This is a genomic window from Sedimentitalea sediminis (assembly GCF_042687825.1).
Classification (GTDB): Bacteria; Pseudomonadota; Alphaproteobacteria; order Rhodobacterales; family Rhodobacteraceae; genus Sedimentitalea.
In genome coordinates this window covers 111083-132849 of sequence record NZ_JBHUQE010000006.1, presented here as the reverse complement: position 1 = coordinate 132849, position 21767 = coordinate 111083, and the positions used below count along the sequence as shown (strand labels likewise).

Genomic DNA, 21767 nt, shown 5'->3' with positions numbered 1-21767 from the left:
TCAGTGTCCTGAAAACACCAGCGTCTGAACCGGCAAGATCAACACCTGGATGCGCAACAGCGCAGCATGCACCAGGGCCACGGTATCCACGGCGTGGAAATACAGCGTTTTCCAAAAGCCCAGATCGTCCTCTGCCAGCACGTCATGCATGCTGGTATAGGCATTGGCCAGGCAGGTGCTGCCCGGCGGTATTTTCAGACTGTTTTCGGGATACAGGGGTTCCATATACACCGTCAGCGTCCCCGGCCGCATGTTGTCCTGCGGATCGACCAGCTGATCGGTCGGGCGTATCTGACCCGAGGGGATCACGTCCTGAATGCCGACAACCACCATGGGAATGATCGTGAACGGCTCGGACAGACAGCCCATCTCGGCGATCATTCCGGGCTTGACCACAGACGAGGCGATCTGACCGAACCCGGCCACGAACCGTTGCCCGTCAAAGGTGCTGGGCACCAGGATGCCGGCCGGGCGCAGGATCGGGTTGACGTAATCGCCCACCTGCAGACCGAACTGTTCGACCCGCCCGGTCACCCCGGCATAAACCTCGGTCTTGGCCAGCTCGGTTTCCGCCTGGGCCAGCGACGCAATCGCGCTGGCGCGCTCGGCAGGCAACTGGATCTCGATTTTTTCCTCGGCGAAGGCCTGGTTCGCCTGCGCCGCCTCCAGTGCGCCCCGACGGACATTCAGCTCGTTTTCCTGCCGCTCGACCTGAGCCACGGGAACCGCGGCCGATCCGCGATCCAGCAGGGCCTTGTTGCGCAGATAATCGTCCTCGATCACATCGACGGCGGCCTCGGCCTGCTTGACACCGGCCACCGCCGCCGCAAGCTCGGTCTTGGCCACCTCCGTCTGGGCATCGACCTCCTGGATCTTGCGCCGGGCGGTCTCGACGGCGGCCTGCTGGCTTGACGGATCGAGACGGAACAGCAGATCCCCGGCCTGCACCAGCTGATTGTTGGCCACGTGCACCTCGCTGACCCGCCCGCCGGTTTCCGGTAGAATCGTCACGGTCCTGAAATAGGACCGGACGTATTTCGTGGACGGGTGATAATAGAACACGATGGTGATCAGCGTCGTCGTCAGAATGGCGCACAGGGTGATCCCCCAGCGCAATTCATGCCAGACCGAAAAAAGCGTGATCTCTTTGCCCAGCCGCTTGCCCTGTGCATAGCGGCGAAACAGGTAATCGGGCAGGATCGTCAGCATCGAGCAGAACAGGAATTCCAGCATCTATCAGCGACCCTGCAACTTGATGGTTTCCAGAGAATCCGAAATCGATTTCAGCGGCGTCATGAAATCCGGCACGCGGAACGCCGCCAGAACCAGTGCCGCCAGCCACAAGGTGTTGTTATGTGTGAACAGGGCCAGCAGGCACAGAATGCCGATCAACTGGAATTGGCTGCTCTGATAGCCATGCGCCATGCGCTCGGGCAGAGAATGCAATGTCAGATACAGGATGCCGACGCCGACTATCAGCGCCAGAACAAAGACCACAATCCCGGTGAAGAAGGGGTCGCTGCCATCCGCAGCGGCCAGAAAGGCCGGCAAGTGTTCGGGGGCCAAAGGATGAACCGCAGGCGTTTCCATTGTGACACCCTTTCTTTGCTCGCATGACGTCGCGAGACACTATGACCTAAGCCCCGCACGTCGGCAACATCACGATTGGGCAGGATTATCCCCGCAGCCCGCCCTTTCGCCACGGCGCCGGGCGTGCCACTCTGCGGCCATGAATCGTTCCGCCAGCCGCCGCCCCTGGACCACCTGCCCGCTTTCCGAGCCCGCCAAAAAGCGATTGGGCGAACAATCATGACGGATTTCCTTGTCATAGGCGGCGGCATTGCCGGTCTCAGCGCCGGTGCGTGGTTGTCGTCACTGGGGTCAGTGACCGTGCTCGAGGCCGAAGACGCGACGGGTTACCACAGTTCGGGCCGTTCGGCAGCGTTGTTCGTGGCGGATTACGGCCTGCCCAGCACGGTGGCCCTGAACCTGGCCAGCCATGATTATCTGCGCAACAGCGGCGGCGGCTATCTGACACCTCGCGGCCTGTTGCTGGTGGCCCACGCGACCCAGCACGACCGGTTTCTGGCCGATGCCGCCGATCTCAACCTGGCGCCGATCCCGGCGGCGCAGGCGCGCGAAATGGTTCCGATTCTCAGCCCTAAAGCGGTCGAACTGGCCGCCTATCGGGACAGTGCCCGGGATATCGACACGGACCGTCTGATGCAGGATCTGGCCCGGGTGATCCGCAGCCACGGCGGTCAGGTTCTGACCCGCGCCCGTGTCACCGCGATCACGCGTCGCGGCGGGGGCTGGCAGGTCGAAACGGCGCGGGGCGGGGGGCATGACGCGCGACAACTGGTCAACGCCGCTGGTGCCTGGGCCGACGAGGTCGCGCAATTGGCCGGATTGCCGCCGATCGGGATCGTGTCCTATCGCCGCTCGATGGTCCGTCTGCCCGCGCCGGGTGGTCAGGTCGTGGGGACCTGGCCGATGGTTATGGGCACCGGAGAAAGCTGGTATGCTAAACCCGACGCCGGCAAGCTGCTGGTCTCGCCGGCAGAGGAAGACGCGGTCGCGCCGCAGGACGCGTTTACCGACGACATGGTGCTGGCCGAGGGGCTGGCCCGATATCAGGATATGGTAACCGAACCGGTGACGCGCGTGGAAACCAGTTGGGCCGGGCTGCGGTCCTTTGCGCCCGACCGGTCCCTCGTTCTGGGGCCCGACCCCGTGCAGCACGATTTCATCTGGTGCGCCGGACAGGGCGGATATGGCTTTCAGACAGCACCGGCGGCGGCGCAGCTTCTGGCCGATCTGATCAGCGGCCTCCCCAGCGCACTGCCGCCGGACGTGGTGGCGGCACTGACCCCGGAAAGGCTGCGCCAGTGATCCGCCGCCTGCCCGATACCGCCAGCATCGCCGTGCCCGGTCCCGGCGACCGTCTGTCGGCGCCTTCGGCAGACCGCAACCGGGCGCCGCTCTGCGATTTGTTGGCCCGGGTCGCCCCGGCCAGCGGCCGGGCCCTGGAACTGGCCAGCGGAACCGGCCAGCACGTGGTCGCCTTTGCCGCCGGCCTGCCCGGCCTGCACTGGCAGCCTACCGAGCCGGACCCGGCGCGGCGCGCCAGCATCGATGCCTATCGCGCCGACGCCGATCTGGCCAATCTGGCGCCGGCGCGACACCTGGACGCCACGGCCCCGGGATGGGCTGTGGATTGGGCCGGGCAGGATCTGATCGTGCTGGTCAACCTGCTGCACCTGATCAGCATGCCGGAAGCCGAAATCCTGATCGACCAGGCGGCACGGGCATTGACCCTCGGTGGACGGTTCGTGGTCTATGGTCCTTTCATGCGCAACGGCAAGTTGACCAGCGAGGGTGACGCCGCCTTTCACGCCAGCCTGACGGCCGCCGATCCCAATATCGGATACAAGGACAGCTCGGTCATTGTGAACAGGGCCGCTGCTGCCGGCCTGTCGCTGGTCAAAATTGTGGAAATGCCGGCGAACAACCTGGCCTTTGTTCTCGAAAAACGACGATCTGATCAAGATCAAAGACGCAGCGTGACGGCGGACGCAGAACGCTTGCAAAAAAACGAATATGCGAAAAAGGACTGAACCTGATGACCTGGCAAGACAAGTTGAACGGCACCCGTGCGGGCCTGCGCAACCTGAACGGCGCGATCCCCGAAACTGCTCGCGCCTTTGGCGCGCTGAGCAAGACCGTCAAGCAGGACAGCGCTCTGGACTACAAGACAAAGGAATTCGTCGCCCTGGGCATCTCGGTTGCCGTGCGCTGCGAGCCCTGCATCTCGCTGCATGTCGAAACCCTGTTCAAACTGGGTGCAAGCCGCGAAGAATTGGCGGATGTGCTGGGGATGTGTGTCCAGATGGGCGGCGGACCGTCGATGATGTATGCGGCCAAGGCGCTGGAATGCTACGACGAACTGGTGGCCGCATGAGCCCCCGGTGGATCGGGGCCGCTCTGCTGGCCTTGGGTCTGGCCGGCCCGGCGATCGCACAACAGGGCCAACCGGGGGCGCATTTCATCGAAAACTGGGATCAGGATGGCGACCGGCAGGTGACGTTGCAGGAAGCCACGCAGAAACGTGCCGAACTCTTCACCATGTTCGATCAGGACGAGAACGGCCTGCTGGATACCACCGAGTACCAGCTTTTCGATATGACGCGGCAGGCCGATATGGCCGAGAATGCCGGCGGGCATGGCAAGGGTCCGATGAAATCGGTGAATCAGGGACTGACGCTGCCATTCAACGACGTGAACGGCGATGGAGCGGTGTCGCGCGACGAGTTCCGGGACCGCACCGCGGACTGGATGGCCGGTTTTGACCGGGACCGCGACGGCGTCATCAGCACGACGGATTTCGGCGGCCGGCTGAAATAGCGCCCGGCTCAGTCCGCGTAGGGCAAGTACTGGATCCGGCGCGTGATAGGATACCCGGTCAGCGGATACCCGTTGGGTTGCTGGCGCAAATGGGGAAACTGGTTCACCAGCGCGGTGCGCATTTCGTCGCTCAGCGCCGCGACCGCGGCCGGGTTGGCCAGAAAGCTTTCGACCGGCAACCCGTTCGCGGCCAGCACGACATGGCGGTCAAATACCAGTTGAAAATAGCGCATGGTCTGCAAGCCGCACACGGTCTGTATCTCGGCACAGGTGCCGGCCAGTTCCTGCGCCCGAACCAGGCCCGGCTTGTCGCGGGCCTGTCCTTCGATCTTGAAACCCGGCACCAGCACCCGGTGATCCGGCGCCAACAGCAATTCGGATTGCGGCGCGCCGGGGCCGATCGCGCGCGGTTTCAGCCGCACCGGCGCCAGCGAAATATCCTGCACCATGTCCGGACCGCTGACCTCGCGCTGCCAAACCAGGCGTACCGGCAGCAACCCATCCCTGCGGGTGACGATCAGATCGCCCGGCCGGATCAGCTCGATCCGGCGCAAACCACAGGGCGTGCGCAGATTCGTGCCCTCGGCCAGACCGCCGCGAAACGCGGTCTTCAGCCTGCCATCCGCCTGTATTTCGCCCTGAAAGCTCATGTCCCGCCATTCCTGCAGCCGATTTCATCACGCTGGCGCCAGATTGCGGCAAAACTGCGAAGAATTGCCTGAGGCCATCGCGATCAGGCCGGAAAAATGCGGAAAATTCTAGACGATTGCGGCTTAGCCGCGGGCCAGTTCCACCATCAGCCGCGAAATGATCTCGTCGCGCCGCACCAGCCCCACTGCCATGCCGGCGGCATCGGTCTTGACGATGGCATCGACACCATCGGCGACCATCATCTGCAACGCCTGGGCATTGGTGGTCTCGGCATCCACCGAATTCGTGGTCAACACCACCAAGCGGCGCAGCGCCAGCAGGTCCGAGCTTTCCAGCGCCTGAACAAACCGGCGGTCGTAATCCTGCAATTCCAGCGCCGCCAGCACCGCAATGCCATTGCTGGAGGCGACGAACCGGCCATTGTCAGCCTCGATAAAGATCACCGTCAGATTCGGATCGAATGTCAGAAAAGCGCGGATATAGGTGGCGATGGCCTGCTCGCTGTAATAGCCGCTGCGCCCCAGCCGCAACGAGATCGCCACAGGCTTGCCGGGTTCCAGCCCCTCGCGCGCCTCGCGCAGCGCGTCCAGTCCGGCCTTTTCGATGATGTCCAGATCCTGCACCTCGTCGACCAGCCGCGACGGCTTGATCTGCGTGCCGGCGATTTCCCGGAATTCCGCCGCCCATCCGCCCGGTGCGGACAGTTTCGACACATAGCCCGACACGATGCCATAGGCGGCCAGCGGCAGCACCACGATGGCGATGAACCCGATGCTGTCGGTGATCTGGAACCGTTTCAGCAGATAGGCCACCGCCAACGCCACCAAGAATACGACGGCGGCCACAAACAGGGCTCTGGTGTCGAGCGTGTCAAACATCCGCTTCCCGATCCGCTGAGGCAGGGACTGGCTCAGTATACCCGTTCAGGCGAGTCGCGAACAGATGTTTTGCCCGCCGGTTGCCAATGGACCGGCGGGCGGGGTCTTAGCCGTTGATGCGGATCGTCGCGTTTTCCGGATCATACGGGCTGTCCTGCACGATCTCGGCATCCCACAGACGGTTTTGCATCCGGACCTGCAGCCGGGTGCCGGGCGTTGCCAGATCGGGCGACACATAGCCCATGCCGATGCTCTTGCCGAAATGCACCGAATAGCCGCCCGAGGTCAGCCGCCCGACCCGCGTGTCGCCCTGATACAGCGCCTCGCGCCCCCAGGGGTCGGCGTCGTCGGGACCGTCGATCAGCAGGGTGACGCATTTGGAACGTATGCCCTTGGCCTGCATCGCCGCCTTGCCGTTGAATTCCTTGGACAGGTCCACGAAACGCGGCAGATCGGCCTCCAGCGGAGTGGCGTCGCGGCCCAGCTCGGTGCCGAAGGCGCGATAGGATTTTTCCTGCCGCAGCCAGTTCTGCGCCCGTGCGCCGACCAGTTTCATGCCGTGCTTTTCGCCAGCGGCGATCAGCTGATCCCACAGATAGTTCTGCATCTCGATCGGATGATGCAGCTCCCAGCCCAACTCGCCGGTATAGGCCACGCGGATTGCGCGCACCGGGCACATGCCCAGTTCGATATTGCGCATGGTCAGCCACGGAAAACGCTTGTTGGACAGCACCGTGGACGGGTCGGCATCCCTGACGATCTCGTTCAGAACGTCGCGCGTTTTCGGCCCTGCAATGGCAAAGACACCCCATTGCGTGGTCACGTCCTGGATTTCGATATAGCCGAATTCGTCCATCTTGTCGGCCGCCGCCTTGCGCAGGAAATCGGCGTCATAGGCCGTCCAGGCACCGGCGGACACCAGGTAATATTCATCCTGGCCCAAGCGCACGATGGTATATTCGGTGCGCGTGGTGCCCGCATCGGTCAGCGCATAGGTCAGGTTGATCCGCCCGACACTGGGCAGCTTGTTGCAGGTGAACCAGTCCAGAAAGGCGGTCGCGCCCGGTCCCTTGACCACATGTTTGGTAAAGGCGGTGGCGTCGATCAGCCCGACGCCCTCGCGGATCGCGCGGGCTTCGTCCACGGCATATTGCCACCAGCCGCCGCGCCGAAAGCTGCGGCTGTCATGGTCGCTGAACCCTTCGGGCGCATAATAGTTCGGCCGCTCCCAGCCATTGACGAAACCGAACTGCGCACCGCGCGCCTTTTGCCGGTCATAGGCGGGCGACGTGCGCAGGGGGCGGCAGGCCGGGCGTTCCTCGTCCGGGTGGTGCAGGATATAGACGTGGTCGTAGCATTCCTCGTTCTTGCGCGCGGCGAACTCGGTGGTCATCCAGTCGCCATAGCGTTTCGGATCCAGGCTGGCCATGTCGATCTCGGCTTCGCCCTCGACCATCATCTGCGCCAGATAATAGCCGGTGCCGCCGGCTGCCGTGATGCCGAAACTGAAACCTTCGGCCAGCCACATGTTGCGCAGGCCCGGCGCCGGACCGACCAGTGGGTTGCCGTCGGGCGTATAGCAGATCGGGCCGTTGAAATCGTCTTTCAGCCCGCAATCCTCGGCACTGGGCATGCGATGGTTCATCGCCATGTACTGGTCTTCGATCCGTTCCAGATCCAGCTGGAACAAATCGGCCCGGAAACTGTCGGGCACACCATATTCGAACCGCGCCGGCGCGTTCTTTTCATAAACGCCCAGGATCCAGCCGCCGCGTTCTTCGCGCACATAGGATTGCGCGTCGGCGTCGCGGATCACCGGATGTTCCGGGTTGCCGGCCTTGCGCCATTCGACCAGCGCCGGGTCCTGATCCATCACGATGAACTGATGCTCGACCGGGATCGCCGGCATCTTGATGCCCAGCATGCGGGCCGTGCGCTGCGCATGGTTGCCGCTGGCGGTCACCACATGTTCGGCGGTGATCACCACCTGTTCGTCGCTGGGCACCAGATTGCCACCCTTTTCGACCATCTTGGTGGCGGTGACCTCCCAGGCCGCGCCGTTCCAGTGAAACGCGTCGGCCTGCCATTTGCGCTCGATCGCGACACCGCGCTGGCGCGCGCCCTTGGCCATCGCCATGGTGACGTCGGCGGGATTGATGTAGCCGTCGGTGTGGTGATACAGCGCGCCTTTCAGATCCTCGGTACGGATCAGCGGCCAGCGCGCCTTGATTTCGTCCGGGGTCAGAAAGACATAGGGCACACCGCAGGTTTCGGCAGTGGAAGCGTACAGCATGTATTCGTCCATGCGCGCATCGGTCTGCGCCATGCGCAGGTTGCCGACCACGGCAAATCCGGCGTTCAGGCCGGTTTCCTCTTCGAGCGTTTTGTAAAATTCGACCGAATACTGGTGAATATGCGTCGTGGCATAGGACATGTTGAACAGCGGCAGCAAGCCGGCGGCATGCCATGTCGAGCCGCTGGTCAACTCGTCGCGCTCCAGCAGCATCACGTCATCCCACCCGGCCCGGGCCAGGTGATAGGCGATCGAGGTTCCGACGGCACCGCCGCCGACAACCAGTGCTTTGACGTGGGTTTTCATTGGGGCCACTCTCCGGATTGAGTCTGTTAGATCCGGTTTATGCCCGTCCGCGGTCAAGCGTGCAAAATCCTTCCGACGCAAATCCGCACAAAACCGACCTCAGAGCAGACACAGGCGCATTCGTCGACCGCAAAACCGGCCTCGGTACCGCGTCGGGTTCACGCGGCTCATGGTTTCGGGTGATCGTCCCAGTCATCGGACAGGATGCGGCGGCTGTCGCCCTCGGGGTCGTCATACTGGTTGCTGCGCACCGTATAGACAAAGGCAACCAAGCCGACCGCCCCCAGAGTCAGCGAGATCGGGATCAGATAGGCCAGGACCGACATGTCGTTACCTCATACAGGTTATCTTAGACGCAGCGCGTTCAGCGACACCGTGATCGAACTGGTCGACATCGCCAGCGCGGCGATCAGCGGTGTTGCCAGACCGGCCACCGCCAAAGGCACCGCGATTATATTATATACCGTCGCAATGCGAAAGTTCTCGCGGATCCGCCGGGTCGCCTTTTGCGCGGTGGCGCAGGCGTCGGCAATTGGCGACAGGTCCTGTCCCAGCAGCACGATATCCGAGGCCACCCGCGCCGCATCCAGCGCGCTGGCGGGCGAGATCGATACATGTGCCGCTGCCAGCGCTGCCGTGTCGTTCAGCCCGTCACCGACCATCAGCACCCGGTGTCCCGCGTCATTCAACTGAGCCACCCGCGCGGCCTTGTCCTGCGGCAGGGCCTCGGCGACCCAGTTGTCGATGTTCAGGCGCCCCGCCAGTTCCGCGACCGCGCCGGTCGAGTCGCCCGACATCAGCAATACGGTCTTGCCGGCAGCCTGCAGGGCAGCAACAGCCTCGGCCGCGCCCGGGCGCAGCGCGTCCGAGAACAGAAACGGCCGCGCCGGCGCGTCGCCCAGAGACAACCAGGCAGCCGTCTGCGCGCCCTGTTCGGCGCCAACCCAGGCGGCCCGGCCCAACCGAACCCGGCGGCCCTGATGACTCGCCTCGGTGCCGTGTCCGGGAATTTCGGTCAGATCGCTCAGATCGGCGGGTCTGATGCCGGCGGCCCGCGCGGCGCGGGCCAGCGAGACCGACAACGGATGCGCCGACCCCTCGGCCAGCGCCAGCGCCACGCGCAGATCGCTGCGGGAAAAATCGCCCAGGTTGGTCAGCTCGGGTGTGCCAGCGGTCAGGGTGCCGGTCTTGTCGAAAACCACCGTGTCGACCTGGGCCAGACGCTCCAGCGCGGTGGCGTGCTTGATCAGCATGCCGCGTCGGAACAAACGCCCCGAGGCCGCCGTCGTCACCGCCGGCACCGCCAGCCCCAGCGCGCAGGGACAGGTGATGATCAGAACGGCGGCAGCGATGTTCAGCGCGACGCGCAAATCGCCGGACCACAGATACCAGCCGACAAAGCTGAGAGCCGACAGGATATGCACCCCGGGTGCATAAAGCTTGGCCGCCGCATCCGCCAGCGAGGTATAGCGCGAGCGTCCGCTCTCGGCGATCGCCACCAGATCGGCCATGCGGTGGAGCGAGGTATCCTGCCCCACGGCACTGGCCCTTATCGTCAGCGGGCCGGTCAGGTTGACCTCGCCGGCGCTGACCGCCTGCCCCGGCCCGGCAAAGACCGGCAGCGTCTCGCCGGTCAGCAGCGAGCGGTCCAGTTCGGATTGCCCGGTCACGACCTCGCCATCCACCGGCATGCGCCCGCCGGGGCGCACCAGAACCAGATCGCCGACACTCAGGTCAGCCACCGCTATCTCGTTTTCCCGCCCATCGGCAATCCGGATTGCTCGTGGCACCTCGAGCGCCGCCAGTTCCTCGGCCGCCGACCGGGCCACCGCGCGGGTGCGGAAATCCAGATAGCGCCCGGCCAGCAGGAAAAAGGTCAGGGTCAGCGCCGCGTCGAAATAGGCATGCGCGCCGGACAGCGAGGTTTCCCAGAGCGAAGTCGCCAGCGCCAGAACAATCGCCAGAACGATCGGCACGTCCATGTTCAGCCGCCGCGCGCTCAGCGCCGCCCAGGCATTGCGAAAGAACGGCTGCGCCGCATAGGCGATGGCCGGCAAAGCGATGGCGGCGGAAATCCAGTGGAAAAGGTCGCGCGTTGCATCCGTGGCCCCGGACCAGACCGAGACCGACAACAGCATGACGTTCATCGAGGCGAACCCGGCCACCGCCAGCCGAATGAGCAGGTCGCGCCCGGCCCGGTCGGCCTGGGTGGCGCTCAGCGCGCCGGGGTCCAACTCGTGCGCCTCGTATCCCAACTCGTCCAGCAACGCCACAAGATCGCGCGCATCGACGCCGTCCTCGGCATCGATCATCGCCCGTTTCAGGGTCAGGTTCACCCGCGCGCCGCGAATGCCCGGATGCGCGTTCAGGCCGCGCTCGACCGCCGAGATGCAGGCCTGACAGTGGATCGTCGGCAGGGACAGGGCGATGCGCGCCTGTTTCGGCGGTTCGGTAACCATCTCGGCCGGTGCCGCCAGGCAGCCCGGACAGGCCGCCGCGGACGGAGGGGACAGGGGCGCCGTCATTGCGGTCTAGCCCCGAACGTGCAGGATGACGCGCTGGGTGAATTCGGTGCCATCTGCCGCGCGCGCCACAAGCCGGATGTTCCAGTTGCCGGCCCCCAGCTCGACCGGCGCTACATAGGCCTTGCCGTCAAAGACGAATTCCGGCTCGAAATCCTCTTTGACATGGGTGGCGCGGCCCAGGACGGCGGTCAGCTTGGCCACTTTCACCGGCGCCCCCTGCTCATCGGTGATCGACAGGATCACCCGCCCGTCGCGCGCATCCGCCCGCACCGACCAGCCCAGCGCCTGCTGGGCGTTGCGGCGGGCATCGAATTCCTGGCTGGCGACATACGAGTTCTTGACCTCGAGCCCCGGAAAGGTCGAGACCGCACTATAGGCCAGGGCAATATTCACCGCGATGATGACGCCAAAGCCGCCAATGAACACGGCCGCTGCATGCTTGCCAGTGAACTCGCGCTGGGCCATCGGTCAGTTCTCCTTGCCGTTAAAGGTCGTGTCCTTGTAGGCCCGGTCGCCATTGCTCAGATCCTCGACCCAAAACCGGATATCCGTGCGTTCGGCCTTCGAGGGTTCGGACTGGCCGGGCGAAACAACGTATACACGCTGAAGCAGGGCCGTGTCAGCCGGAACCTGCAGCGAGTCATAGGGGGTTCCCTCAAGTTGGATGCGCAGGGTCGGATCACCGAACACGGTCAGCCGGAACTGGCGCGGGTCGCCGTTCTTGTTGCGCAGGCGCACATCATAGGTGTTGCGGATCGAGCCATCGGACAAGGTGACAAAAGTCGGATTGCGGATCGGCGCGACCGTCATCTCGATGTCCTGCCGGACGAACAGTGCGAACACCAAGCCAATACCGACCAGCGACCACAGCGTGGTGTACATGATCGTACGCGGCCGCAGGATGTGTTTCCAAATATTGACCGGCGGCTTGCCGCTGCGTTCGCGGGTTTCGTCGGACAGCGCCATATAATCGATCAGCCCGCGCGGTTTGCCGATCTTTGCCATTATGTCGTCGCAGGCGTCGATGCACAGTGCACAGGTGATGCATTCCAGTTGCTGGCCGTCGCGGATGTCGATCCCGACGGGGCAGACATTGACGCAGGCCATGCAATCGATGCAGTCGCCCTGGGTTTCGCCGGATTTGACCGCAGGTGAATTCTTGCGCGGCTCGCCGCGCCATTCGCGATAGCCCACGACCAGCGTGTCCTCGTCCATCATCGCGGCCTGGATGCGCGGCCAGGGGCAGGCATAGATACAGATCTGTTCCCGGGCGAACCCGCCGAAAAAGAAGGTTGTCGCCGTCAGGACCGCGACAGTCGAATAGGCCACCGGATGGGCGTTCAGCGTCAGCAGATCGCGCAACAGGGTCGGCGCATCGGCGAAATAGAACACCCAGGCCCCGCCCGTGGCCAACCCGATCAGCAGCCAGACGATCCATTTCGTCAGGCGCAAGCGCAGCTTGCGGGCATCCATCTTTTTCTGCCGGTGCAGACGCAGGCGGGCGTTTCGGTCGCCCTCGATCCAGCGTTCCACCAGGATGAACAGGTCGGTCCAGACGGTCTGCGGACAGGCATAGCCGCACCAGACCCGGCCCAGTGCCGACGTGAACAGGAACAGACCCAGCCCGGCCATGATCAGCAAACCGGCGACAAAATAGAACTCGTGCGGCCAGATCTCGATCCAGAAGAAATAGAACCGGCGATTGGCCAGATCCAGCAGCACCGCCTGATCCGGCAGGCTGGGGCCGCGGTCCCAGCGAATCCAGGGCGTGATGTAATAGATGCCCAAAGTCACCGCCAGGATGATCCATTTCAGACTGCGGAACGGACCTGAGACACGTTTCGGAAAGATCGGCTCACGCGCGGCAAAAAGGCTGGGGGCTGGTTCTGTACTGCTCACGGACTCACTCCGGTTGATGGGCCTTGTCTGGGGACTTTTCACAGATGCGTCGCATGCAAACTTTGATATGAGTCAAAAAGGGCATCGGACAGTAATGTTTTACGACATGGCACCATAGGACTTGCAGCAGCGCCCGGGCTGCCTCCCCATGGGGGATCATGGTCGCGCCGGTCGGGAGAGGCAACCGCAACCGAAACAACGCGTCAGTCTGTCACGATGTTCCGCGGGGCCTCACGGGCGCCGGCTAGGGCGCGCCGTAAAGTGCGGTGGCCTGCCGGAACGACAGCAGGCGCCGGCGATTCTCGTCCCACAGGTGCAACCGGCTGCAGGCAAAGCTTTCGGCCAGCGTCATGCGATTGAGGCGGGTCAAAACCTCGTGATCGCGCAGCACTTCGGTCAGACGATAGAACGGGATGCGGCTGTAGAGGTGATGCACGTGATGCACCCCGATATTGGCGGTGAACCAGCGCAGCACGGTGGGCAGGTCGTAATAAGAGCTGCCATGCAGGGCGGCGTCATGCAACTGCCACTCTTCTTCCCGGTTCCAACTGGTCTCTTCGAACTGGTGCTGGATATAGAACAGCCAGACCCCGATCGAGGCGGCAACGAGGGTCGTGGGCAGAAACACCAGCAACAACGGCGCCAGCCCCCCGAAATAATAGATCGTTCCCAAGGCGGCGAAGATGGCCAGATTGGTGCCCATGGCACTGATCCAATAGCGCCAGCCCGCCGTCATCAGACCGATCGGCAGCCGGTTCTGCAGAAAGAAGATATAACCCGGCCCCAAGCCGAACAGGGTAAAGGGGTGCCGGTACAGGCGATAATGGAATCGCCACAGGGGCGACAGCGCGCGGTATTCCGCGACCGTCAGCGTGTGCACGTCGCCAATGCCGCGGCGGCCCAGATTGCCGGCGGCGGAATGGTGCATCGAATGGGTGCGCCGCCAAACGGCATAGGGCGTCAGTGTCAGAACTCCCAGAATCCGCCCGATCCAGTCGCTGAGCCGGCGGTTCTCGAAGAACGCGCCATGGCCGCAATCATGCTGGATGGCGAAAAGACGGACCAGGAAACCGGCATTGATCACCGAAATGCCCAGCGCCAGCCAATAGCTGACCGACAGGGACCACCAGGCCAACGCCCAGAGCAGCAGGAAGGGGACAAGACTGACCGTCAATTCGAACAGGCTGCGAGACAGCCGCGGTTCGCGGTATTTGACCAGGATTCGAACCCAGTCATGCGGCGCGGTGGCGCCAGCGTCTTGCGGATCGCCGGGATCGGAAATGCTCATGCGCCTGCCGTGTCGGATTGTTATAGTCCACCCCGATATACGAGCCCCTGCCCATGGCAAGCGGTTTCTGCAAAATCGCGACAAACTTTGTCGTCAACGCGGCTACCAAGTGGTTAACAAAACGCCGGAAAATCGCCATAAACACCTGTTTCCGCGATGATTTGACGCGTGAACCCGGGCCGGTGTCATCATCCGGGCTGCCGGCGTGTGACCAGGGTTTGTGATCGGGAATTTTTCGTTCAGGCCGCGATCCGGTTCTTGTCCCGGCCATCCCGTATCAGGAAAAACCAAAGGCACCAGCTTTTCAGGATACGCGCGAACAGATCGAAAAGCCGGTGCCGGGCTTCCGGGCTGCCAGTGGCCGCCCGGAAGTTTCTGATGCGGGGCGGTTACTCGCCGCCGCCCAACTGGTGCACATAGGTCGTGACCGCGCGAATCTCGGCCTCGCTCAGTCGCTGGCTCCAGGCCGGCATCACGCCATAGCGGCTGTAGGTCACGGTTTCGACCAGCGTGTCGTAATCGCCACCATAGAGCCAGATGGCATCGGACAGGTTCGGTGCCCCCTGTTCGCGGTCACCGCCTGCGTCCTCGCCATGGCAGGCCGCACAATTGTCGGCAAAGATCTCGGCGCCCGCCGCGACCTGTTCCGCATTCGGCGGCGTGGTCGACAGCGACATGACATAGTTCACCACCGCGTCGATCTGTTCGCCATCAAGGATTTCATCAGCGCCAAAGGCCGGCATCTCGGAATAGCGCGCGTCGTCGTCGTCCTCGTTGCGGATACCATGGCTGACGGTGGTGTGAATGGCCTCGACATCGCCGCCCCACAGCCAGTCGTCGTCCAGCAGATTGGGATAGCCCTTGGCCCCCGCCGCGCCAGAACCGTGGCACTGGGCGCACCAGGTACGGAACACCGCGCCGCCGGCCGAGACCGCATAGGTTCCCAGTTCGGCGTCATCGGCGATCGATCCCAGCTCGGCGCTGGCCAGCCGGTCGTTGATGGCCGCATTGGCCTCTTCGACGGCGGCGATCTCGGCCGCGACCTCGCCGCGCGTGGACCAGCCCAGAACGCCGGCGGTGGCACCGTTGATCAACGGCCAGGCCGGGTAGGCAATCGTATAGAGCACCGCCCAGACGATGCAGGCATAGAACGACCACAACCACCAGCGCGGCATGGGGTTATCCCATTCCTCGATACCGTCCCAGCTGTGACCGGTCGTGCCGTGACCCTGTTCGCTCTTCTTGTTGCTGTCGTTGTCGCTCATGACCGCGCCTCCTTGGATGTGGCGGGAATGTCCCCCCCAACCGGGGCGGGTTTGTCATCATGGCGAAACGGGATGTTCGCCGTGTCCTTGTAGGTCTTGCTGGCGCCGGGCCGGAACGCCCACAGGACGACTCCGACAAAGAAGGCGAACAGCAGCAGCAGCATCCAGCTGTCCGCAAACTGACGCAGGAGAGTATATTCTTCCATCTTGCCCTCCTAGCGGCTTGCGTCGGGCGTGAAGGTCGAGAAATCGACCAGCGTGCCCAGCATCTGCAGATAGGCGATCAGCGCATCGGCCTCGGAAATCCCCGGCTGGCCGTCAAAGTTGCGCACCTGCGCACCCGGATAGCGTTCCAGCATGGCGTCATAGTCGCTGTCCGGATCGGCCTGAGCCAGGAAATCCCCCATGGCGTTGACCAGCATGTCGTCGGTATAGGGCACGCCGACCCTTTGCTGGGCCACCAGCAAATCCCGAATATAGGTCGGCTCGATCAGCTTGCGCTCGAGGAACCCGTATTTGGGCATCACCGATTCCGGCACCACCGACTGCGGATCGCGCAGGTGGTCCACGTGCCATTCATCGGAATACCGGCCACCGACACGGGCCAGATCCGGCCCGGTGCGTTTCGATCCCCACTGGAACGGGTGGTCATACATCGACTCGGCCGCCAGGCTGTAATGGCCATAGCGTTCGACCTCGTCGCGCATCGGACGGATCATCTGGCTGTGGCAGACATAGCATCCTTCGCGGATGTATATCTCGCGCCCGGTCAGTTCGAGCGGCGAATAGGGTCGCATGCCATCGACCTTTTCGATGGTGTTCTCCAGCCAGAACAGCGGCGCGATCTGTACCAGACCGCCGATGGTCACGACAAAGAAGCTGAGCACCAGAAGAAGGGTTGCGTTGGTCTCGATGGCCTTGTGCTTGTCCAGGATTGACATGTTTTCAACCCTCCTTATTCAGCCGGGACTGCGACAGAGAGGTCGGCCTCTTTGGCCGGCGCTCGTCTGACAGTCATGTACAGGTTGTAGCACATGATCACGGCACCGGTCAGGAACATCAGCCCCCCCAGTCCACGCACCACATACATCGGGAACTTGGCTGCCACGGTGTCGGCGAACGAGTTCACGAGGAAGCCGTTGGCGTCCACTTCGCGCCACATCAGGCCTTCCATGATGCCGGTCACCCACATCGATGCCGCATAGAGAACGATACCGATCGTGGCGAGCCAGAAATGCCAGCTGACCAGCGACAGCGAGTACAGACGCTCGCGCTTCCACAGGGCGGGCACCAGATAGTACAGCGCGCCAAAGGTGATCATGCCGTTCCAGCCCAGCGCACCGGAATGCACGTGGCCGATGGTCCAGTCGGTATAGTGGCTGAGGCTGTTGACCGAGCGGATCGACATCATCGGACCTTCAAAGGTGGACATGCCGTAAAACCCGATGGAAATCACCATCATGCGGATCACCGGGTCGGTGCGCAGCTTGTCCCAGGCGCCCGACAGGGTCATCAGGCCGTTGATCATGCCGCCCCAGCTGGGCATCCACAGCACGATCGACATCACCATCCCCAGGGTCGCGGCCCAATCCGGCAGCGCGGTATAGTGCAGGTGGTGCGGACCGGCCCAGATATACAGGAAGATCAGCGCCCAGAAGTGGATGATCGACAGCTTGTAGCTGAACACCGGACGTTCCGCCTGTTTCGGTACGAAATAGTACATCATGCCCAGGAAGCCGGCAGTCAGGAAGAAGCCCACGGCGTTATGCCCGTACCACCATTGCGTCATGGCGTCCTGCACCCCCGAGAACAGCGCGATCGAGCGCGAACCCCAGAACGAGACCGGCACCGCCATGTTGTTGATCAGGTGCAGCATCGCCACGGTGACGATGAAACTCAGATAGAACCAGTTGGCCACGTAGATATGCGGCTCTTTGCGGCGGATGATGGTGCCCAGAAAGATCAGCAGATAAGCGACCCAGACAATGGTCAGCCACAGATCGACATGCCATTCCGGTTCGGCGTATTCCTTGGACTGCGTCGCCCCCAGCAGATAGCCGGTCGCGGCCAGCACGATGAACAGCTGATAGCCCCAGAACACGAACCACGCCAGATTTCCGCCCCACAGGCGCGCCGCGCTGGTGCGCTGGACGACATAGAACGAGGTGGCGATCAGGGCGTTGCCGCCAAAGGCAAAGATCACCGCCGAAGTATGTAGCGGCCGCAGACGTCCGAAATTGGCATAACCTTGCGCCCACTCGAAATTGAGCTGCGGAAAGGCCAGCTGAAACGCGATGATCACGCCGACGAGAAACCCGACGACCCCCCAAAGTGATGTCGCGATGACCCCGGCGCGAATGACACCGTCCATGTATTCGCCCGAATTATCGACGACATCTTTGTGTTCGTCGGTCCGGCGAAGCGTCCACAGGAAAAGGCCACCGGCCACAAGCATCACGATGATGGCATGGACCATGTAAGCCGTATCACGCGCATAGTTGATCCCGATCATCGCAACCAGCGTGACGAGACCAAGCGCGATAAGCTTGATGTAGTTCGACATTTTGCGTCCCTTTTTTCGTCCGTATGCGTCACGGGCGCGACTCGACAGCCGCGCCCCTAGGTAAGACTGGCCGCTTAATGCGAATTACGTGAAAATTCCGCATTGATCTGCATCAAGACGCCAGCAGCGTTTCTATGACAGTCCTCATGGTACAACATCCCGTCGGCTTGGCCAGACCGGGATTGCCAACTGCGAGGTCCAAATGGCTTATAAATCGTTGCTGACCGTGCTGACAGATCCCGGAATCGCAGCCGCTCCACTGAACCAGATCATCGCGCTGGCCGAGGCTCAGGATGGGCACGCCGAAGCGCTGTGTTTGGGCGTGGATCGCACCCAAACCGGTTATTATTATGCCGGAGCCAACGCCATGGTGCTGCAGGAAACCCTGGCACGCGCCAATGCCGAGGCGGCCGAAATCCTGGCGCATGCCAACGCCGTTCTGGGTAAATCCGGGGTGCGCTGGTCGGCGGATGACGGCGTGGCGCAGATTGCGGATCTGGGGCGACATGTCGCGCATCACGCGCGATTTTCGGACCTTGTCGTGATGCCCCGCCCCTATGGCGAGGACCGTGGCGCCGAAGTCGAGCCGATCGTCGAAGCGGCCCTGTTCGAAGGACACGCCCCGGTTTTGGTGGTGCCGGACGACTATCAACCTCTCAGTCAGCCGCGTACGATATTGGCGGCCTGGAACGAAAGCGTCGAGGCTCTGAACGCGATCCGCCGCGCCCTGCCGTTTATGCGCAACGCCGACCTGGTGCGCATCGTGGTGATCGATCCGCCATCGCACGGGCCGGAACGCTCGGATCCCGGCGGGCTGTTGTCGCAGATGCTGGCACGGCACGGGATCAAATGCGAGATCGACGTTCTGGGCAAGACGATGAACCGGGTGTCCGATATCCTGAACCGGCACGCCACGGATACATCGGCGGACATGATGGTGATGGGCGCCTATGGCCATTCCCGCTTTCGCGAAGCGATTCTGGGCGGCGCCACCCGCAACATGCTGGAGAAATCCGCTGTGCCGGTCTTTATGGCACATTAGCCGCAAGCCACATCCATCGGCGCCATCGGCCAAGGCGCCGCGATCTCGGCTCAGACGCGTTTGACCAGCCGGATCAGGAATAAAAGGATCACAGCTCCGATAGTGGCGTGAAAGATTGATGCGATCAGCCCGCCGCCCACCGAGAACCCCAGCGCCGGAAAGATCAGCCCGGCCAGAAACGCACCGACGATTCCGACGATGATGTTGCCGATCAGGCCAAAACCCCGGCCCTTCATGAGCTTGCCGGCGATCCAGCCGGCAATGGCGCCAACCAGTAGCATCGCGATCAAACTTTCAAATTGCATCCCGACCTCCGTTTGTAATGTCTTGCCATGCTGACATCGCCGCACAACCGAGACAAGCCGTCATGCCGCGGCCGCACCCGTCCGAAGCGGCCAATGGCCCACAGGTCACGCTTTCAGCCCCGGCCCCTGCCGGGAAAAGACTTGCCTTGCTCGAAATAATACTGGTGTGGGGCGCGGGTTTCAGCCCAAAAACCCGCCATCTGCGTCGTCGCCGGCCTCTTCCATCAATCGCGCCATGTCGGGCACGGTGACGTGGCGCTTGCCCTTCAGGCTGATGACCCCGTCCTTTTTCAGTGCCGACATCTGACGGCTGACGGTTTCCAGGGTCAGGCCCAGATAGTCGGCCATGGCCTCGCGCGTCAGAGGCAGGTCGAACACCATCGGGCCGATCGGGCCGGAATCGGGATGCAGCGAGGCGTCCCGCCGCCCGACGATGCTGAGCAGGCTGGCGATCTTTTCCCGCGCCGTCTTGCGCCCCAGCACAAGCATCCATTCGCGCGCGGCGTCCAGTTCGTCCAGCGTCATCTCCAGCAGGCGATGGGCGATACTGGGCGTTTCCCGCATCATCTGTTCAAACGGCTTCTTGCGGAAACAGCACATGACGATGTCGGTGGTCGCCACGACGTCATAGGCGGCGCCGTCGCGTCCGGGCCGGCCGACGAAGTCCGACGGCAACAGCAAGCCTACCATCTGGGTCCGCCCGTCCTCCATGGTCTGGGTCAGGGTCGCGATGCCAGACACCATGGATCCGACGAAGTCCATCTTGTCGCCGGACCAGATGATGGTCTGCCCCGCCTCGAAGCTGCGATAGTACTTGATCTCTTCCAGACGCACCAATTCGTCGCTTTCACAGCGCGCGCAGACCGCCCGGTGCCGGATGGGGCATTCCGTGCAGTTTACGCTCATTGTCTGTCCAGGCGCGTTCATCATTTTCACAACTTGATCTGGGTCAAAGCTCGCAGTTTTCAATCTCGCCTACCCTAAACGGATGGTTACGAAATCACAATTGGCCGATTTGGGACTCTTTGACGCCAAAGTACCCCGCTACACAAGCTACCCGACAGCGCCCCATTTCAGCAATGATGTGGGGCCCGAACTTTATGCGACCTGGATATCGCAAATACCTGAAGGTGCCCGCATCTCGCTGTATCTGCACGTGCCGTTCTGCCGGCGTCTGTGCTGGTTCTGCGCCTGCCGCACCCAGGGCACCCAAAGCGACGCACCGGTGCGGGCTTATCTCGAGACCCTCAAGGCCGAATTGCGGCTGTTGGCCGGCAGTTTGCCCCAGGGCGTGCAGCTGTCGCGCCTGCACTGGGGCGGCGGCACACCGACGCTGCTCAGCCCGGACATGATGAGCGACCTCGCGGCGGCCATCGCAGCGGTGGCGCCGCTGGCCCCGAATGCCGAATTCTCGGTCGAGATCGACCCCAATGAAATCGACGCCCCGCGCATGGACGCGCTGGCGGCGGCGGGGCTGAACCGGGCCTCGATCGGGGTGCAGGATTTCGACGAGGAAATTCAGCAGACCATTGGCAGGCTGCAAAGCTATGACATCACCCGCAATGCGGTCGAAATGATTCGCGACCGCGGCGTGCCCAGCCTGAATGCCGATATCCTGTTCGGCCTGCCGCATCAGAGCCAGGCGCGGATGACAGAAAGCGTACAAAAGCTGCTTTCGCTCAATCCCGACCGGGTGGCGCTGTATGGCTATGCGCATGTGCCGTGGATGGCCAAGCGGCAACAACTGATCCCGTCTGACGCCCTGCCGACACCGCAGGAACGGCTGGAATTGTTCGAGACCGCGCGCAAGCTGTTCCTGTGGGACAACTACGCCGAGATCGGCATCGATCATTTCGCCACAAAGGGCGACGGGCTGACCCGGGCCCAGCGCCTGGGCCGGCTGCGGCGCAATTTTCAGGGCTATACCGACGATACCTCCGAGGTGCTGATCGGTGTCGGTGCGTCGGCGATCTCGCGCTTTCCGCAGGGGTTTGCTCAGAATGCGCCGGCCACCTCGGCCCATACCAGCCGCATCCGCGAGGGCCGGTTCTCGACGACGCGCGGTCACCGGTTCCGTGGTCAGGATACGCTGCGGGCGCGCATGATCGAGGCTCTGATGTGCGATTTCCGCATCGACAGCGACGAGATCACCACGCGCTTTGCCATCGACCGCACCGAGCTGGACCGGATGTTCTCGCAGGCCAGTCAGGATTTCCCCGGCATTCTGGCGATGACCCGCAACGGCGTCGAAATCCCGCCCGAGGCGCGGGCGCTGACCCGCATGATCGCGCGCAGCTTTGATGCCTATGACCTCAGCAAGGCGGGGCACAGTTCGGCGATCTGACCCG

22 protein-coding genes are annotated in these 21767 nt (G+C 63.1%); 6 read left to right on the top strand and 16 right to left on the bottom strand.

Translation table 11 applies throughout. From position 1 onward, the window contains the following. Window positions 1–1233 carry an HlyD family secretion protein gene (locus ACFMPD_RS07350; RefSeq protein ID WP_380993149.1) on the bottom strand — a complete coding sequence of 411 codons (1233 nt, stop codon included), beginning with the start codon at window positions 1231–1233 and terminating at the stop codon, window positions 1–3. Between the two features lie 3 nt (window positions 1234–1236). Further along, window positions 1237–1590 (bottom strand): hypothetical protein, encoded by a 354-nt coding sequence (locus ACFMPD_RS07345; RefSeq protein WP_380993148.1) that lies wholly within the window; start codon window positions 1588–1590, stop codon window positions 1237–1239. A 219-nt stretch (window positions 1591–1809) separates the two neighbouring features. Here ACFMPD_RS07345 and ACFMPD_RS07340 point away from each other — a divergent pair, with 219 nt between their 5' ends. From ACFMPD_RS07340 to ACFMPD_RS07325, 4 genes are read left to right on the top strand one after another with little or no spacing between them, the layout of a single operon-like run. After that, window positions 1810–2892, top strand: a complete 1083-nt coding sequence (locus ACFMPD_RS07340; RefSeq protein ID WP_380993147.1) for an NAD(P)/FAD-dependent oxidoreductase — start codon at window positions 1810–1812, stop codon at window positions 2890–2892. Then, window positions 2889–3617: a DUF938 domain-containing protein gene (locus tag ACFMPD_RS07335; protein WP_380993146.1), complete on the top strand. Its 729-nt coding sequence runs from the start codon at window positions 2889–2891 to the stop codon at window positions 3615–3617. The genes ACFMPD_RS07340 and ACFMPD_RS07335 overlap by 4 nt, the downstream gene beginning before the upstream one ends. A 5-nt stretch (window positions 3618–3622) precedes the next feature. Next, on the top strand, window positions 3623–3961 hold the full coding sequence (locus tag ACFMPD_RS07330) for a carboxymuconolactone decarboxylase family protein (RefSeq protein WP_380993145.1): 339 nt from the start codon (window positions 3623–3625) through the stop codon (window positions 3959–3961). Continuing rightward, window positions 3958–4404 carry an EF-hand domain-containing protein gene (locus ACFMPD_RS07325; protein WP_380993144.1) on the top strand — a complete coding sequence of 149 codons (447 nt, stop codon included), beginning with the start codon at window positions 3958–3960 and terminating at the stop codon, window positions 4402–4404. Before ACFMPD_RS07330 ends, ACFMPD_RS07325 begins: the two co-directional genes overlap by 4 nt. An 8-nt stretch (window positions 4405–4412) precedes the next feature. Here the strand turns inward: ACFMPD_RS07325 and ACFMPD_RS07320 are convergent, their stop codons facing one another. The 12 genes from ACFMPD_RS07320 to ccoN all read right to left on the bottom strand — a co-directional run bounded on the left by ACFMPD_RS07320 (window position 4413) and on the right by ccoN (window position 18072). Then, entirely contained in the window at window positions 4413–5054 is a 642-nt protein-coding gene (locus tag ACFMPD_RS07320) for a Hint domain-containing protein (protein ID WP_380993143.1), read from the bottom strand. A 123-nt stretch (window positions 5055–5177) separates the two neighbouring features. After that, window positions 5178–5933 carry a hypothetical protein gene (locus ACFMPD_RS07315; protein ID WP_380993142.1) on the bottom strand — a complete coding sequence of 252 codons (756 nt, stop codon included), beginning with the start codon at window positions 5931–5933 and terminating at the stop codon, window positions 5178–5180. A gap of 106 nt (window positions 5934–6039) precedes the next feature. Next, on the bottom strand, window positions 6040–8532 hold the full coding sequence (locus tag ACFMPD_RS07310; protein WP_380993141.1) for a GcvT family protein: 2493 nt from the start codon (window positions 8530–8532) through the stop codon (window positions 6040–6042). A 167-nt stretch (window positions 8533–8699) separates the two neighbouring features. Further along, complete coding sequence (gene ccoS / locus ACFMPD_RS07305; protein WP_380993140.1) at window positions 8700–8858, bottom strand: cbb3-type cytochrome oxidase assembly protein CcoS; 159 nt, start codon at window positions 8856–8858, stop codon at window positions 8700–8702. Between the two features lie 18 nt (window positions 8859–8876). Next, window positions 8877–11057 carry a heavy metal translocating P-type ATPase gene (locus tag ACFMPD_RS07300; RefSeq protein WP_380993139.1) on the bottom strand — a complete coding sequence of 727 codons (2181 nt, stop codon included), beginning with the start codon at window positions 11055–11057 and terminating at the stop codon, window positions 8877–8879. Between the two features lie 6 nt (window positions 11058–11063). Then, complete coding sequence (locus tag ACFMPD_RS07295; protein WP_380993138.1) at window positions 11064–11522, bottom strand: FixH family protein; 459 nt, start codon at window positions 11520–11522, stop codon at window positions 11064–11066. Between the two features lie 3 nt (window positions 11523–11525). Then, a complete protein-coding gene (gene ccoG / locus ACFMPD_RS07290) occupies window positions 11526–12956 on the bottom strand; it encodes a cytochrome c oxidase accessory protein CcoG (RefSeq protein ID WP_380993137.1) in 1431 nt (476 codons plus the stop codon). Between the two features lie 244 nt (window positions 12957–13200). Then, window positions 13201–14244 carry a fatty acid desaturase gene (locus tag ACFMPD_RS07285; protein ID WP_380993136.1) on the bottom strand — a complete coding sequence of 348 codons (1044 nt, stop codon included), beginning with the start codon at window positions 14242–14244 and terminating at the stop codon, window positions 13201–13203. 389 nt (window positions 14245–14633) lie between these two features. Beyond that, window positions 14634–15509, bottom strand: coding sequence for a cytochrome-c oxidase, cbb3-type subunit III (gene ccoP, locus ACFMPD_RS07280; RefSeq protein ID WP_380993135.1), 876 nt, complete (start codon window positions 15507–15509; stop codon window positions 14634–14636). Then, a complete protein-coding gene (locus tag ACFMPD_RS07275) occupies window positions 15506–15715 on the bottom strand; it encodes a cbb3-type cytochrome oxidase subunit 3 (protein ID WP_380993134.1) in 210 nt (69 codons plus the stop codon). The genes ccoP and ACFMPD_RS07275 overlap by 4 nt, the downstream gene beginning before the upstream one ends. A 9-nt stretch (window positions 15716–15724) precedes the next feature. Beyond that, window positions 15725–16450: a cytochrome-c oxidase, cbb3-type subunit II gene (gene ccoO / locus ACFMPD_RS07270; RefSeq protein WP_380993133.1), complete on the bottom strand. Its 726-nt coding sequence runs from the start codon at window positions 16448–16450 to the stop codon at window positions 15725–15727. A 14-nt stretch (window positions 16451–16464) separates the two neighbouring features. Then, window positions 16465–18072 (bottom strand): cytochrome-c oxidase, cbb3-type subunit I, encoded by a 1608-nt coding sequence (ccoN, locus tag ACFMPD_RS07265; protein ID WP_380993132.1) that lies wholly within the window; start codon window positions 18070–18072, stop codon window positions 16465–16467. A 202-nt stretch (window positions 18073–18274) separates the two neighbouring features. On the opposite strand from ccoN, the gene ACFMPD_RS07260 reads away from it, so the two are divergent. Continuing rightward, window positions 18275–19114, top strand: coding sequence for a universal stress protein (locus tag ACFMPD_RS07260; protein WP_380993131.1), 840 nt, complete (start codon window positions 18275–18277; stop codon window positions 19112–19114). 50 nt (window positions 19115–19164) lie between these two features. Here the strand turns inward: ACFMPD_RS07260 and ACFMPD_RS07255 are convergent, their stop codons facing one another. After that, the gene (locus ACFMPD_RS07255; RefSeq protein ID WP_380993130.1) at window positions 19165–19419 is read right to left on the bottom strand and encodes a GlsB/YeaQ/YmgE family stress response membrane protein; all 255 of its coding nucleotides are present in this window, start codon (window positions 19417–19419) and stop codon (window positions 19165–19167) included. 180 nt (window positions 19420–19599) lie between these two features. Then, window positions 19600–20346: a transcriptional regulator FnrL gene (gene fnrL, locus ACFMPD_RS07250; RefSeq protein ID WP_380993129.1), complete on the bottom strand. Its 747-nt coding sequence runs from the start codon at window positions 20344–20346 to the stop codon at window positions 19600–19602. A 61-nt stretch (window positions 20347–20407) separates the two neighbouring features. On the opposite strand from fnrL, the gene hemN reads away from it, so the two are divergent. Next, on the top strand, window positions 20408–21763 hold the full coding sequence (gene hemN / locus ACFMPD_RS07245) for an oxygen-independent coproporphyrinogen III oxidase (protein WP_380993128.1): 1356 nt from the start codon (window positions 20408–20410) through the stop codon (window positions 21761–21763). The last annotated feature ends 4 nt before the right edge of the window (window positions 21764–21767 follow it).